Origin of the sequence: Shewanella sp. SM101 (genome assembly GCF_025654465.1) — a bacterium.
Lineage (GTDB): Bacteria > Pseudomonadota > Gammaproteobacteria > Enterobacterales > Shewanellaceae > Shewanella > Shewanella oncorhynchi.
In genome coordinates this window covers 65,657-80,229 of sequence record NZ_JAKKRH010000026.1, presented here as the reverse complement: position 1 = coordinate 80,229, position 14,573 = coordinate 65,657, and the positions used below count along the sequence as shown (strand labels likewise).

Sequence of the window (14,573 nt, the reverse complement as noted above, 5' to 3'; positions counted from 1 at the left end):
CACAGATATAGCGTATTAAACTACACCCTTTCCTCCCTACTGAAAGTGCTTTACAACCCGAAGGCCTTCTTCACACACGCGGCATGGCTGCATCAGGGTTTCCCCCATTGTGCAATATTCCCCACTGCTGCCTCCCGTAGGAGTCTGGGCCGTGTCTCAGTCCCAGTGTGGCTGATCATCCTCTCAGAACAGCTAGGGATCGTCGCCTTGGTGAGCCATTACCTCACCAACTAGCTAATCCCACCTAGGYTCATCCAATCGCGGAAGGCCCGAAGGTCCCCTCCTTTCCCCCGTAGGGCGTATGCGGTATTAGCAGTCGTTTCCAACTGTTATCCCCCTCGACTGGGCAGATCCCTAGGCATTACTCACCCGTCCGCCGCTCGCCACCTCAGAAGTAAACTCCCTTGTGCTGCCGCTCGACTTGCATGTGTTAGGCCTGCCGCCAGCGTTCAATCTGAGCCATGATCAAACTCTTCAATTAAAGTTTTGTTGCTTCCGTCTTACGACTTCAGCGGCTCAATGAATTCTGATTTTTTTGTTCCCACTTAAAAGCAGAAACAAACTGTACATATTACTATGAACACTCATCACTTTCGTGATATAGAAAATATTGATTTAAATTTTTGACTGCCAACCCGAAGGCTAAGCAGTTTCGATTAACTCAACACCTGTGAGTGTCCACACAGATTTCTTGTTTTATCTTGTTAAAGAGCAACTCAATATTCATAAGAGAACTTGAGTACCACACTGAGCGTCGAACGCTTCCAGTTGGTTAGGGCTGCATATTCTACGCATTTCCCGTTTCGCGTCAAGGAGTTTTTGCAAACTTTTTCAACACTCATCAATCAGTAAACTCATCAATGAACTGTCACATCAGGTTGCTTAACGCTGTCTGCCGTGTCAGTGGATGCGCATTATAGGCAGCAGGAGATTTTGTGCAACCCCTATTTTCAGGAAATTTGCAGTTAATTCTAATTATCTAATCTAGCCACAAGATACCCACCAATTACCCCCAAAGTTATCCACACCCTGCTCATTTTAGACTCAGTTTCAACTTAAAATGAGGTTTGATGAGCCTCTATTACTACGAATAAAGCATGGAGATTCCGTTGATTCTCGAGGCCAGAGGTGGGTTCTTGATGCAGCTTGTTCTAATGAATGGGCGAACGATAGATTAAAGAGACTCTTTGCCGACTTAATCAGAGATACAGGTCGTATTGCACAGAGCTGAGATTGGCCACTTGTTAGCGATGAGCTTATCTATTAAAGCTAAGTTGATTTATCAAAGACGTCATGCACATTAAGAGTGGCATGTTCGCTTACCTATATTTAGTGACAGGAAATTTAGTGACAGAAAATTTAGTGGCAATAATTTAGAAGTAAAAAAATACCCGCCAATGGCGGGTATTTTCTCATTCAGCTATGGCGTTAAACGCTGAGCTTATTCTTCAACAGGCGAGACCACGAACAGTAAGTCGCCTTGAGACACTTGCTGACCATTGCTGTTCAGGATGCGCTCGATACGATACTTCTTATCTTCAGGGTACAGAATCGCACTCTGACGGTTAAAGCCGGCTAAGGTCACTTGCGAGAACATCTTCATCGCTTCTGTTAGTGCTAGTGTTTGATCGACTGTGACTATGTCACCTTCTTTCACGAAGTCCGCTTCACCCGGTGCAGAAGATGTATAGAAGATACCTGCGCCTTGGGCTAACACTTTCAGTTCGTTACTTTCGCCAACACGCAGTGACTCAGTATCTACTTCCACAGTTTCAGCGGCAGCTTCCATTTCTGCGATCAACGCAGGAATATCGAGCTCAGCCATTAAACGTGGCAGATAGTTAGTATCGTAAACACCTTCGTTAAAGGTACCATCTTTCAGGATCAGCTTGAGTAACGGAATGTTAGTCGCGATGCCTTTCAGCACTACACTGTCTAAGTATTCATACAGTTTGGCAATCACATCTTCACGATTTTCACCGCGCATGATGATTTGCGCAATCAAGCTATCGTAGTATGGCGATACTTCTTTACCTGGCGCAGCAATCGAAATGATTTCCACATCTGGATGATCAGGGAACACACACTCAGTGATCTTGCCCGGATTTGGGATCAGTTGCAGTATACCATGGCTATCGAGCGCCGCTTTCTCAGCCGTCACACGTACCTCCATCGCATAACCAATTTCTTTCGGTTCTAACGCTGCAATTGAACGGCCAGCGGCAATATCAAACTGCGCACTAACGATATCAATACCTGAAGTCGCTTCCGTGACAGGATGCTCAACCTGCAGACGCGTGTTCATCTCCATAAAGTAGACTTCGTTCGCATCTAAGTTATAGATAAACTCTACGGTACCTGCGCCCATGTAATCGGTCGCGTCGCCTAAGGCACGGGTATAGGCCAGCACTTGTCGCTTCAGCTCATCCGGCAGCATAGTTGAGCCAGATTCTTCGACCACTTTTTGGTTGTTACGTTGAACCGAACAGTCACGCAAACCTAATACTTTCGCGTTGCCGAACTTATCTCGCAGTAACTGCACTTCGATGTGACGTAGTGATGTCACATACTTCTCTAAGTACAAATCACCGTTACCAAAGGCAGCGGCCGCTTCCGTTGCCGTTTTTTGGAATAAACCAATCATGTCTTCAGGACGTTTTACAACCTGAATACCTTTACCGCCACCACCTTGTACCGCTTTAAGCAGTACTGGATAGCCGATTTCACTCGCCACGTTTACGGCTTGTTCAGCATTGGTCAGAATACCGTGCGAACCAGGCACAACAGGTACGTTTTGCGCTTGCGATGTCTTAATTGCGTTCGACTTGTTACCCATAGTCGTCATTGAATGCACGCTAGGACCGACGAAGTTAACACCGTTATTCACACACAATGCAGCAAACTGCGGGCTTTCTGATAGGAAACCAATACCTGGATGCAATGCATCAACCTGTTCATATTCGGCCACTTTCAGCACTGAGTATGCGTTCAAGTAACTTTCGTCCGAGGTGTTACCACCAAGACAAACTAACTTATCGGTTTCTTTGAGCATGTCCGCGGGAACTGACGTCATATCAGGATCCGACGCTACTAATACCACATTGATATTATTGTCATGCGCCTTACGAATAAGTTTTACAGCTGTACAACCACGGGCGTGAACCAATACTTTGTTAATTGGCTTCATTAACTTACGTGGATCGTTCTGCACGATCACTTCTTCTTCAACAGTAGCTTCAACCACTAAGGTCGACAGTGCATTGATGATCACGTCGTTAATTTTTGCCGAAGGCATTGGCATCAGAGGATCGATACCTGCTAACTGAGAGTCTAAATTGTCGCTGAATGGGTTATGGACTAAGCCCGCCATTGCGCCAGGTACTTTTGACAAGTAGTTAGACAGCGTTGCCGTTGATGGTAAGTAAGCTGGCACCACCATTTGACCTGCGAACGGCATGTTAGTACCAGACAGATAGTAAGTTTGCACCAATGGGTGAGTTACAAAACTCGCCTGCGCACCACCGGTACAGTCACCAAAACCAAACATCAGTACTGGCAATTCGTTATCACGAATAAAGCGCGTGATACGGTCGTTCACCACAGCCATAGAGAATAGCGCCGCAGCGCCTTCTTTAGTCTGCATACCACCTGAACTGATAAAGCACACAACGGGTAATTTACGCTTAGCACACTCGATCAATAGTGCAGAGAATTTCTCAGCACTAGCCATATCGAATGCACCCGCTTGGAATGCGGTGTTAGACACAGCCACACCCACACGCACTTTTTGACCTTTTTCTTTAAAGTCAGCAATACCTGTGATCAAACCACATGGGCGAATGCCTTTATCTAATGCGTCTTCAATCGATAAACGGAAGCCTGGGAAGTTGAGCAAGTTAGCCGACATTTTGTCGCCGTTGATCTCTTCGAAATGGGTAAAGAACTGCTTCACCACATTTTCCCAAGTCATGTTGCCTTTACGTTTTTCGTCACGTAGCACTTTTTGGATCAATAGATCTTGATAACCCATGGTCAAGCGGTTCCAGAAGTCCTTACGACGACCGATACGCACAGGGTTGATCGCACCAGTGTACTTGCTGGTATCGCTTTCACTATCGAAATACTCAGGCAGTAAACGCTCGAAGAAGTAAGTCAGTACCACGAATAGACTGTCGTTAAGTTGTGGGAAACCCACACTCTTCCACTGCTCTACTCGCACCAACAAATCGGCGCGGTTCGATTGACCCATAAAATACTTGAGCCACTTATAGAACTTAGCTTTGTCGTTCGAGGTATCTTGCGTCGACAATGCATGGTCAATTGACTTGTGCAACAGGTTGTTCACTGAGTTACGTGACAAACTCTTCGACATCATGGCTTCTTTCGCGATTGACGCTAAGCTGCCCACAACGTTGTCATACAAGGCATTAAAGATCAGAATGTTATGGCATTGCCAAATAAAGTCTTCACGCAGTTCTTCATTTACCACCACATCAAGCACAGTCAGCTGATTCAGCTCAGGCCATTTAGCTTGAGTCACAGACTTTGGCAAACTTTCTAAGTGCTGAATCAGCCCTTTAAAGTTGTTAGCCGCATTGCTCTTCCAGCGATGATACAAAGACCAGCTAATGTTGAATAACAACGCCTTACGTGCTTTTTTATAGTTCTCTTTTGGCTCACCCAAAATCAAACGTGTCAGCATGTTACGCTCGGTAGAGACTTCGTCACGTTTAGCGACAAAGTTAGTCCACAATTTATTCAAATCTTCGTCATAAACTAGCTTGTCAGGGTTAGACAACCAAGCTTGGAACACACGGTCTTGTTCCTGTTGAATACGTGCCAACAGATCACCTTCTGGCACGCTAGCACGTGACAGACGGCCATATTGCTCTTGAGAAATAGAATGGATACGGCTACGTAGCGTTAAATAACGCAAATAGCGATAGGCGCTACCGAACAAGTTATGGTGACTGGTCGGGCTCGTTGCCACAGCTAATTCTGCGTTCAGTTCCAAAGCCATCAAGTTTTTAGATGGATTAAGGAAACGAGTTAAACTGCGATCATAATGCTCACGTAAATCTTTAGATTCACGCACAAAATTCATCGCTGCACGCTCAACCGCTTCTACGCTGCTAATAATAGCGCGGCGCAGATTGTGCTGACGCTCGTCACGATCGCCCGGTGAAAAGTCGATGATACCGTCGATACAACCTGAGGTATAAAGCTCTTCTGGTGATACACCCACAGATTTCGCACATTCTTGCCAAGATAAGTTGTACTTACGGGCAATACTTTGCAGACCTTGTGGCTGGATCGTGTTGAAAATACCGTCACGCAACGACAACAGAATGTTCGCCGCCGCTAATGGAATTGCGCCACCAGAATAACCAGCACCAATTACGATACCGACTGTCGGTACGTCAACGTTGGCACTTTCTGCGATGGCTTTAGAAATTGAATGCGCTTGGTTTTGGCTGTTAGCGATTTCGCCAGCATCCGCCCCTGGGGTATCAATTAAATAGATAATAGGCATAGACAATTCGGCGAAATGACGAATTGCTTTACAAGCGGCGTAATGATGCTCAGGCATCCAAGCACCATTAGCGGTAGTGCGTTCTTGGGCAATAAAGCCAATACGACGAGTGCGTGAACCAAAGTTCAGCTCGACCTCAGCACTGTAAAAAGAGCCCAAGTGAGTTTCCGTAATCAAACGACCTTTAAGATCGGCAATAATACGTTTTGCACCAGGACGACCTTTATCTTGGGTCGGCTGGATCACTTTAGCAACGTAACCGTCGACATCTAAAGATGCCAAGTCTTTTAAGTTTGCTTGAATAGCATCCTCATTTAAAAGACCTTTAATTTCTTCCGATAAACTCTGTTTACTGTGCTTAGGAAACAGAGAAAAATCTTTTGCCAAATGCTCGGCCTGTAAAAAAAGCGGATCGGGCGTTTGGGCTTGAGTCATGTGTTTGGGCTGATTATTGCTGGTCATCAAAAGATCCTCTGCTTAGCCTCTGAAAATTTTTAGCCAATAAATATAACTTTGTTATCCCGTCAAATGCCATTAAACTGCATAGGACGCTTTGTTCCAAATATGAGACAGTGGGAATAACATGCCAGATTTAAACGGTATGATGCTATTTGCAGCCGTAGTTAGAGCGAAGGGATTCTCCCAAGCTGCACGTGAAACCGGCCACCCAAAATCCACCATAAGTCGCAAAATCGCGCAGCTAGAAGAACAACTTGGCGTGCGATTACTACAGCGCGACACCCGTAATTTGAGTTTGACCCAAATCGGGGCACTCTTTTATCAACACTGTGATTCGATTCGCAATGAGGTAGAAGCGGCCAAGGCAGTTATCGAGAATACTCACGATGATGTGTCAGGATCATTACGCATTGCAATCCCAGTGTCATTTAGCCAAGAACTTATCGCTAACCTCTGTAGCGGATTTATGCGTTTATATCCCAATGTTGAATTGGATGTCCAGTTTACCGACAACGATATTGGTTTAGTCGGTGAAGGATATGACATAGCCATCAAATATGGCCCACTTCAATCGTCGGACTTAGTCGCAAGATTACTGTTTGAACGCCAGCCAATTTTAGTGGCAAGCCCTGCATACTTAAAACTCAAAGGCACACCCGCGACCCCAAAGGAACTCAGCCTGCACAGTGGGATTTTATTGGGGACTTCTCGCTCAGCACCAATTTGGCCATTGGGTAAAGGTTCGCGTAAAACCATGGCGAACTTTCAGCGTAAAGTGAGGGTCAACAGCCCGATAATGGTGAAGCAATTAGCCATAGATGATTTTGGCATCGCCATGTTATCCAATTCAGCCTGTAAAACCGAACTTGCTAATGGACAGCTAGTACCGATTTTACAGGAATGGCCGATTGAACCTTTTAAGGTTTATGGGGTTTATTCGAGCAGACGCCAACTGGCCACCAACATCAGTGTCTTCTTAGATTTCTTTGTAAAACGCTTCAGCAGCCAAGAAAGCCTGCAATCCCTAATGGGTTAACGTTTCCCGTCGCATCAAGGAAGCCTGTTTCAAGAAAACCCAATAAAAAAGCCTAGATCTGAGTCTAGGCTTTCAGTATCACGATTGATGTCAGCTAAGTAGGCCGCTTCATACGCAATTCTCGCAAGGTTTAGATACGCTATGCTTACGCGACCTAGCATAGGCTAAGGAATAACGCGTTCCCGTTTTAAGATTTCCTTAGTAATGGCTTGACGCAATGGTAAACCTGCGGCGTCGGGAATATCCATATTCATCGCAAAAAACCATACATTATCATCGAGTTCAACCCAACCTACCCACCAGCCAATGCTTGGTTCTGCTCTGACTGCATAACCGGTTTTCGCACGGATAATATAGTCAGAATTCGCTTCAGTCAGCATGGCTTGCTTAACAATACGTAAACTGCGCTCAGAAGCGTGTATCTTGTTGTGATAAAGCTTACGCAGGAAATCGATTTGCTCCGTAGCCGAAATTCGTATGCCACCATCTAACCAAAAGCTATCCAAATTTCCCGAAATATCCTCATTACCATAATCAAACGAGGCGATCATCTTCGACATACGCGCCTCACCAATTTGGCGAGCAAACTCTTGGTAGACAGGCACAACCGAATACTTCATTGCAGTAATAAGGTTATGATCACGATTCCAAGTTGCGATATCTCGACTTTTACCATCCCACTTAAAGACTTGATGCTCATCCTTTACCACGCCCAACTCGAGCGCAATCAAGCTATTGGGGATTTTAAAGGTTGATGCAGGTAAAAAACCTTGATTGGCACGTTTAAGATTATTAGTGAATCCCTGTTGCTTGTTTTCATTCCATAACACCACTACGCCTTTAGTTTGGTGCTGAGTAAAACTAGCATCCCAACTGCGGGTTTCTTGCCATTCCTTAGCTGTAGTAGATGCAAAAGTCGGCGCCACTAAGCTTGACGACACTAAAATAGACGACATCACCAGCACAGCCGATATGGTGAACAAACGCATAAAGTCTCCTTGTAGAAAAACAAACAATCCAATGAACTAAAAAAGTGATTAAGGCTATCACTTAGGGTTTTGGCAAGCCCTAGCAAACTGCTGACCAATTGTGGCAAAAAAGAGGCAAACTAGACCCTATTGCACTGTTGCAGATGGATTAATGCTAGCGCCATATGATTTGTGATAGAAGATATTGGCATAAGATGACAAAGATCACTGAGCTTAACTTTATTACCCTCAGCTTGTAGTGCATACTTTTTGGCATAAGAGACTATCCGCACGAAAAAAATAATCATTATTTCCAATGAATAACGTCTAATCACTACAGGGAAGCCAAACATGTTAAAGCCAGTGTTAACACTCATCCTCACCACCAGCTTAATGACTACAGCCAGTGCCGTGCAGTTATTTGGTGATGTTGAAGTTTCCCGCCTACCAACAGCCGAAAAAACCATAGGCGACGTAGTCACTCGCTATCAAGCTCTTGACGATGGTCTGGCTCAGCTGAGCTCAAAGAAAAACGAAGTTGACGCCACCCAATTAGCGGCGCGCCAAGGACACAGATTGTGGCAACAAGCTGTCCGCGATGTGCAGTCAGGGCATTTTGACGACCGACCTTTATACTGGGCTCGCCTTGCCATGCTTAATAGTCTAAAAACCACCAGCGCCAACTTTAAAATGGCCGATTGGCAACAAGACATATTAATGAGTGCGGTTGAAAAAGCCTCACGGGGTTTTAGCGATATTCAATATGGTGATGATGTCCAAATCAAAATATTCCTCACGGGTTTCGATCCTTTCTTCCTCGACAAAGATATCACCCAGAGTAATCCTTCAGGTCTAGTCGCCCTCGCCTTGGATGGTTTTCGCTTTGAAATTAATGGTAAAACGGCGCAAATAGAAACCGCTATGGTGCCAGTGCGTTTTGCAGATTTTGATCAAGGACTTATCGAGTCGCTATTGAGCCCGATTTATCGCGATCCCAAAACCCAATTTGTGTTCACCGTTAGCATGGGCCGAACTGATTTTGATATTGAACGTTTCCCAGGGCGAAATCGCAGTGCAGCGGCGCCCGATAACCAAAACGTACTCACTGGCGGCACTAAAACCGCACCGGTTGCCCCAAAGCTTAATGGTAAAGATTTTATCGGCCCCGAATTTGTGGAATTTTCACTGCCTGTTTCAGCTATGCAAGTCAAAGATGGTCAATGGAAAGTCAATGATAACCATACTGTCACTACCCTTGCCCGCGGTGAATTTAGTGCAACATCATTGAATGAGCTGCAAAACGAAACCTCAGTCGAAGGCTCTGGCGGCGGTTATCTCTCTAATGAAATCTCCTATCGCGCCATAGTCTTGCAGCAAAAGTTTAATAGCCATGCCAAGGTCGGCCACATTCACACACCAAGAGTCAAAGGCTATGATGCCGATACTGAGCAAGCCATAGTCGAACAAATACGCACTATGGTGATGCAAGCGGCGGCGAGTTTATAGCCAAGTCACACTGGCTGAAACTGGCCGAAACTAGCATTGTCAGATAGCGTTCGCTATGATGCGAACGCTTCTGATGTGAACGCTTAGGCAGGCTTAATCACCGATAAGTTTTAAGCACTCAATTTTATCTTTAACCGACGAGATCCAACGCTAACCCTATGCTGAAACCCGCTGACTTACTCAATGCCTTACGCCGTCGCAGCAGTGAAGCACTTGCACCACTGTCAAGGTCGACGTACGCAGCCTTGGGCCAAAGCCAAGATAAGTCGCAGGTGATAACGAGTCCACCAACACCCAATCCGACTCAGGCACATATTTTCACCGGTTCATCACGCCCACTCTCGTCACTACAAATTCAAGTACTAGAGCGAATTGAAGCCTGTTATCAAGAGGCCGAGATATCGCTTAAGCGCACTTTTCCACGCCCAGTCACTCAATTTAGTCTAAGGGGTAAGAGTGCGGGTACGGCTCATCTGCAACAGAATCGCTTGCGATTCAATCCTGTATTGCTACGCGAAAACAGCGAGGCATTTCTGACTGAGGTCGTCCCCCACGAAATTTGTCATTTGCTGTGTTTTCAGCTTTTTGGCAAAACCAAGCCCCACGGTAAAGAATGGCAATCTTTGATGTTAACGGTATTTAAGGTCAATCCGAGTACCACACATAGCTTTAATACCACTTCAGTTACGAGTCGCGATGTTGAGTATCGCTGCGCCTGTGGACCGATTCGACTGAGTATTCGCCGCCATAACAAGGTGTTGCGTGGTGAAAGTCGTTATATTTGTAAACGCTGTAAGACCCATTTAACTGCGATCTAGCGACTTTCAGCAAACAAAACTCCCACCTAAGTACGACTCAATTTGCATAAACAGCGATATTTCCCTTACCATCACGCCATAAAAGACGAGCCAAAGGCTCGCGTAGTGTTTGTTATTTTGGGATAAATTTTGAACATAGCTTCTTTAACCGTTAATTCACGGCGACTTTTGTTGTGCCTAATCACTTGGGCGGCGACCTTATCTGTGCCCGCAAGTGCCTCAGTGTCACATCCCAGCAGTTTCAGCCAAGCAAAAACCAAGTCACAGGCGCTCTACGTAGGCAGTCGCCAAGGTACTCTGCCCGCAGTCAGCTTTTACTGTGGCTGTGAAATTCAGATCAAAGGTAAATCGTGGAAACCCGATCTCGCCAGCTGTGGTTATCAAGTCCGTAAACAGGAAACCCGCGCCAACCGTATCGAGTGGGAACACATAGTCCCCGCCTGGGAATTTGGCCATCAACTCCAATGCTGGCAAAAGGGCGGCCGTAAAAACTGTGCCGATAACAGTAATGAATTTAATAAAATGGAATCGGACATGCATAATTTGGCACCCGCAATTGGTGAGGTCAATGGCGATCGCAGCAACTTCCGATTTAGCCAATGGAACGGTAAGGCTGACCAATATGGCCAATGTGCTATGGTAGTCGACTTTAAGAATCGTCAAGCACAACCTCCCGCGAATACCCGCGGTAAGATAGCCAGAACCTACCTCTATATGCAGCAGACCTATGGTCTTAAAATCGCCTCTAGCCAATTAAAATTATTTAAGGCATGGGATAAAACCTATCCAGTTGATACTATTGAGTGCAAACGTGATAACGCCATAGCGCAAACCCAAGGTAACCATAACCCCTTTGTGCAGAATGCCTGTAATGCGCCACCACAGCGTCAACAATTAGCCGAATAAGGTCGACAATGAGAGTCCCAAGAATTTATCAACCTCAGCCATTAGCCATCAATCAACAGTTGAACTTAGACGAAGATGGCGCGGCCCATATCGGCAAGGTGCTACGCATGGGCAACGGCGAACATATCAGTCTATTTAATGGCGATGGCAATGATTATCTTGCTGAAATTGTTGACGCAGGTAAGAAGCATGTCACAGTAAAACTGCTCTCCTGTGAGGCCAATTTATCTGAGTCGCCACTCAACTTGCACTTAGGCCAAGTGATTTCCCGTGGCGATAGAATGGAGTTCACCATTCAAAAATCAGTCGAGCTTGGCGTCAATACTATTACGCCGCTGTTTTCAGATCGCTGCGGTGTGAAACTCAACGGCGAACGCCTAGAGAAAAAAATTCAGCAATGGCAGAAGATCGTCGTGAGCGCCTGTGAGCAATCGGGACGCAGCCAAGTGCCCGTGATTCGCCCAGCGATGGACTTACACGATTGGTGCAGTGAGCCGACCTCAGCGCTTAAACTCAATTTGCATCCACGTGCCGCACACGGTATCAATGGCTTAGATTTGGCCCATACCCGCGTGCGACTATTAATTGGCCCAGAAGGCGGTTTGTCGGCGGAAGAAATCGCCATGACAGAAACCTATCAATTTACCGATGTGTTGCTTGGCCCCAGAGTGCTACGCACCGAAACCGCCTCGCTCACCGCCATTACGGCACTGCAACTCAGATTTGGTGATTTAGGCTAGACCGTCCACAGCCGCACACAGCGGTGGTATGGCACCCCATTATCCAATAAATGCTTTTTTGCCTGCAAACGGCGACAAATAAGGAACAGATTAATGATAAAACTCGGCATAGTGATGGACCCCATCAGTGAGATCAACATTAAGAAAGACTCCAGTTTTGCCATGTTAATGGCCGCGCAGGAAAGAGGTTATCAGCTGTTTTATATGGAAATGGCCGATCTTGCCATGGTCAACGGTGTGGCTATGGCCAATATGCGTCCGTTAACTGTTTTCAATGATGCGAGCAAATGGTTTGAACTCGGCGAAGCTACAGACACGCCGATGAGCGAACTCGACGTGATCTTAATGCGTAAGGACCCGCCATTCGATACTGAGTTTATCTACGCAACTTACATGCTTGAACGCGCCGAAGAACAAGGCGTGTTGATCGTTAATAAGCCACAAAGCTTACGTGATGCTAACGAGAAACTGTTTACCGCATGGTTTAGCGAATTCACGCCAGAAACGATCGTAACCCGTGATGCCAAACGTATCCGCGCTTTCCACCAAGCGAAGGGCGATATTATTCTTAAGCCACTTGATGGTATGGGCGGCACCTCGATTTTCCGCGTGAAGCAGGACGACCCAAACCTTGGGGTCATCATAGAAACCTTGACCAGCTATGGCCAACAATATGCCATGGCGCAAGCCTTTATCCCTGAGATAACCAAAGGCGATAAACGCATTTTAGTGGTCGATGGTGAGCCTGTGCCCTACGCCTTGGCGCGTATCCCAATGAAAGGCGAAACCCGTGGTAACTTAGCGGCAGGCGGAAGCGGTGTGGCTCAACCTTTATCCGACAGCGATTGGGCAATTGCCCGCGCCATTGGTCCAGAACTTAAAAAGCGTGGACTGATTTTTGTCGGCCTCGATGTCATTGGTGACAAGCTGACTGAGATCAACGTAACCAGTCCAACTTGTATCCGTGAGATCCAAGCAGCATTTGATGTCGACATCACCGGCATGTTAATGGATGCTATTGAAGCACGCATTAACACCAAAGCATAAAAATTTACCAACGAGTTTGTTGATTTAAGGCGCTTTGACATCACAAGCGCCTAGCCACTTTCTAGGGATGTGATATGAGTTTCACCAAAGCGCCATTCTTGTTACTCGGCATAGGTTTATTACTATCGACTCCGACTTGGGCCAACATAGAAACAGGTCCAACGAAAGCACCGTCGCGTCCCAAAAACATTGTCATCATGATAGGTGATGGTATGGGACCGTCTTACACTAGCGCTTACCGTTACTACAAAGATAATCCTGACACAGAGGAAGTCGAACAAACCGTATTCGACCGTTTACTTGTAGGGATGGCGAGCACTTATCCCGCCAGTGTCAGTGGTTATGTTACCGACTCAGCCGCGGCAGCAACAGCGCTCGCCACTGGCGTTAAATCTTACAATGGGGCGATTTCGGTCGATACCCAAAAGCAACCGCTACCGACCATACTCGAAAAAGCCAAATCCCTTGGCCTCAGCACAGGTGTGGCTGTCACATCCCAGATAAACCACGCCACGCCTGCAGCCTTTTTAGCCCACAACGAGAGCCGTAAAAACTACGACGCCTTAGCACTCAGCTATCTAGAAACCAACGCCGATGTATTCTTAGGCGGTGGTCAAAAATACTTTACCCCTGAACTATTAGCACAATTTAAAGCCAAGGGTTATCAACATATTACTCGTTTTGAAGATCTCGCCAGCATCACCCAACCTAAAGTGCTGGGACTGTTTGCCGAAGTCCAATTACCTTGGGCAATTGATGAAAAAGATGCGAAAAAACTCAGCACTTTAACCCAAAAAGCGCTCAGTTTACTGTCGCAGAATGACCAAGGTTTTGTACTGTTAGTCGAAGGAAGCCTCATCGACTGGGCGGGTCACAATAACGACATAGCTACAGCCATGGGTGAAATGGATGAATTCTCCAATGCCATTGAAGTGGTTGAGCAATTCGTGCGTGAACATCCTGATACCCTGATGGTGATCACCGCCGACCATAATACCGGCGGCCTATCGATTGGTGTCGATGGAAAGTACAACTGGAACCCTGAAATCCTACGCAACGTTTCAGCCAGTACCGACACATTAGCCTTAGCCGCCATCAGCGGTGAACAATGGCAGGCCGATCTTGCCCGCGGTTTAGGTTTTGAGCTCAACGAAGAAGAAATCGCAAAATTAACGGTCGCCAGAATGCAGGGATTAGAAACCATCGCGGTTGCAATTCGCCATGTTATTGATAAGCGAACTGATACAGGTTGGACAACCGACGGCCATACAGGCACAGACGTACAAGTGTTTGCCGCAGGTCCCGCATCTGAGCTGTTTAACGGCCATCAAGACAATACTGATATCGCCAATAAGATTTTCAGCTTATTGCCAAAACCGAAGAAACCTAAGAGCTAAGCGTTAATCGATTCCTTTCATTAAAGGCAATCACATAAGGCAACCGCATAATGCAGTTGCCTTTTTTATTGGGTCTTTTTATTAGGGATTTTATTAGGTCTTAGTGCAGTGATTCGATGCAAACTGGCTCGGGCGTGAATAACGGGTATAATGCCCACACTTA

General features: G+C 46.2%; 9 protein-coding genes and 1 rRNA gene. 7 read left to right on the top strand and 3 right to left on the bottom strand.

What is annotated here, in order from left to right:
• A 16S ribosomal RNA gene (locus tag L5M38_RS15150) occupies positions 1–481 on the bottom strand; the annotation flags it as partial.
• A gap of 960 nt (positions 482–1,441) precedes the next feature.
• The gene (locus L5M38_RS15145) at positions 1,442–5,995 is read right to left on the bottom strand and encodes a biotin carboxylase N-terminal domain-containing protein (RefSeq protein WP_105251502.1); all 4,554 of its coding nucleotides are present in this window, start codon (positions 5,993–5,995) and stop codon (positions 1,442–1,444) included.
• Between the two features lie 121 nt (positions 5,996–6,116).
• Between L5M38_RS15145 and L5M38_RS15140 the strand changes: the two genes are divergently transcribed.
• Positions 6,117–7,028, top strand: a complete 912-nt coding sequence (locus L5M38_RS15140; protein WP_105251501.1) for a LysR family transcriptional regulator — start codon at positions 6,117–6,119, stop codon at positions 7,026–7,028.
• A gap of 164 nt (positions 7,029–7,192) precedes the next feature.
• Here the strand turns inward: L5M38_RS15140 and blaOXA are convergent, their stop codons facing one another.
• Positions 7,193–8,017, bottom strand: coding sequence for a class D beta-lactamase (gene blaOXA / locus L5M38_RS15135; protein WP_105251500.1), 825 nt, complete (start codon positions 8,015–8,017; stop codon positions 7,193–7,195).
• A gap of 330 nt (positions 8,018–8,347) precedes the next feature.
• Between blaOXA and L5M38_RS15130 the strand changes: the two genes are divergently transcribed.
• The 6 genes from L5M38_RS15130 to L5M38_RS15105 all read left to right on the top strand — a co-directional run bounded on the left by L5M38_RS15130 (position 8,348) and on the right by L5M38_RS15105 (position 14,410).
• Positions 8,348–9,502, top strand: coding sequence for a hypothetical protein (locus tag L5M38_RS15130; protein ID WP_263179573.1), 1,155 nt, complete (start codon positions 8,348–8,350; stop codon positions 9,500–9,502).
• Positions 9,503–9,660: 158 nt separating this feature from the next.
• Positions 9,661–10,320, top strand: coding sequence for a SprT family zinc-dependent metalloprotease (locus L5M38_RS15125; RefSeq protein WP_263179572.1), 660 nt, complete (start codon positions 9,661–9,663; stop codon positions 10,318–10,320).
• A gap of 129 nt (positions 10,321–10,449) precedes the next feature.
• Positions 10,450–11,226: an endonuclease EndA gene (gene endA / locus L5M38_RS15120; RefSeq protein ID WP_411569310.1), complete on the top strand. Its 777-nt coding sequence runs from the start codon at positions 10,450–10,452 to the stop codon at positions 11,224–11,226.
• A gap of 8 nt (positions 11,227–11,234) precedes the next feature.
• Positions 11,235–11,966, top strand: coding sequence for a 16S rRNA (uracil(1498)-N(3))-methyltransferase (gene rsmE / locus L5M38_RS15115; RefSeq protein WP_173246769.1), 732 nt, complete (start codon positions 11,235–11,237; stop codon positions 11,964–11,966).
• A 93-nt stretch (positions 11,967–12,059) separates the two neighbouring features.
• Positions 12,060–13,013, top strand: coding sequence for a glutathione synthase (gshB, locus tag L5M38_RS15110; protein WP_168826802.1), 954 nt, complete (start codon positions 12,060–12,062; stop codon positions 13,011–13,013).
• A 74-nt stretch (positions 13,014–13,087) separates the two neighbouring features.
• Entirely contained in the window at positions 13,088–14,410 is a 1,323-nt protein-coding gene (locus L5M38_RS15105) for an alkaline phosphatase (RefSeq protein WP_263146797.1), read from the top strand.
• Positions 14,411–14,573: the final 163 nt, after the last annotated feature.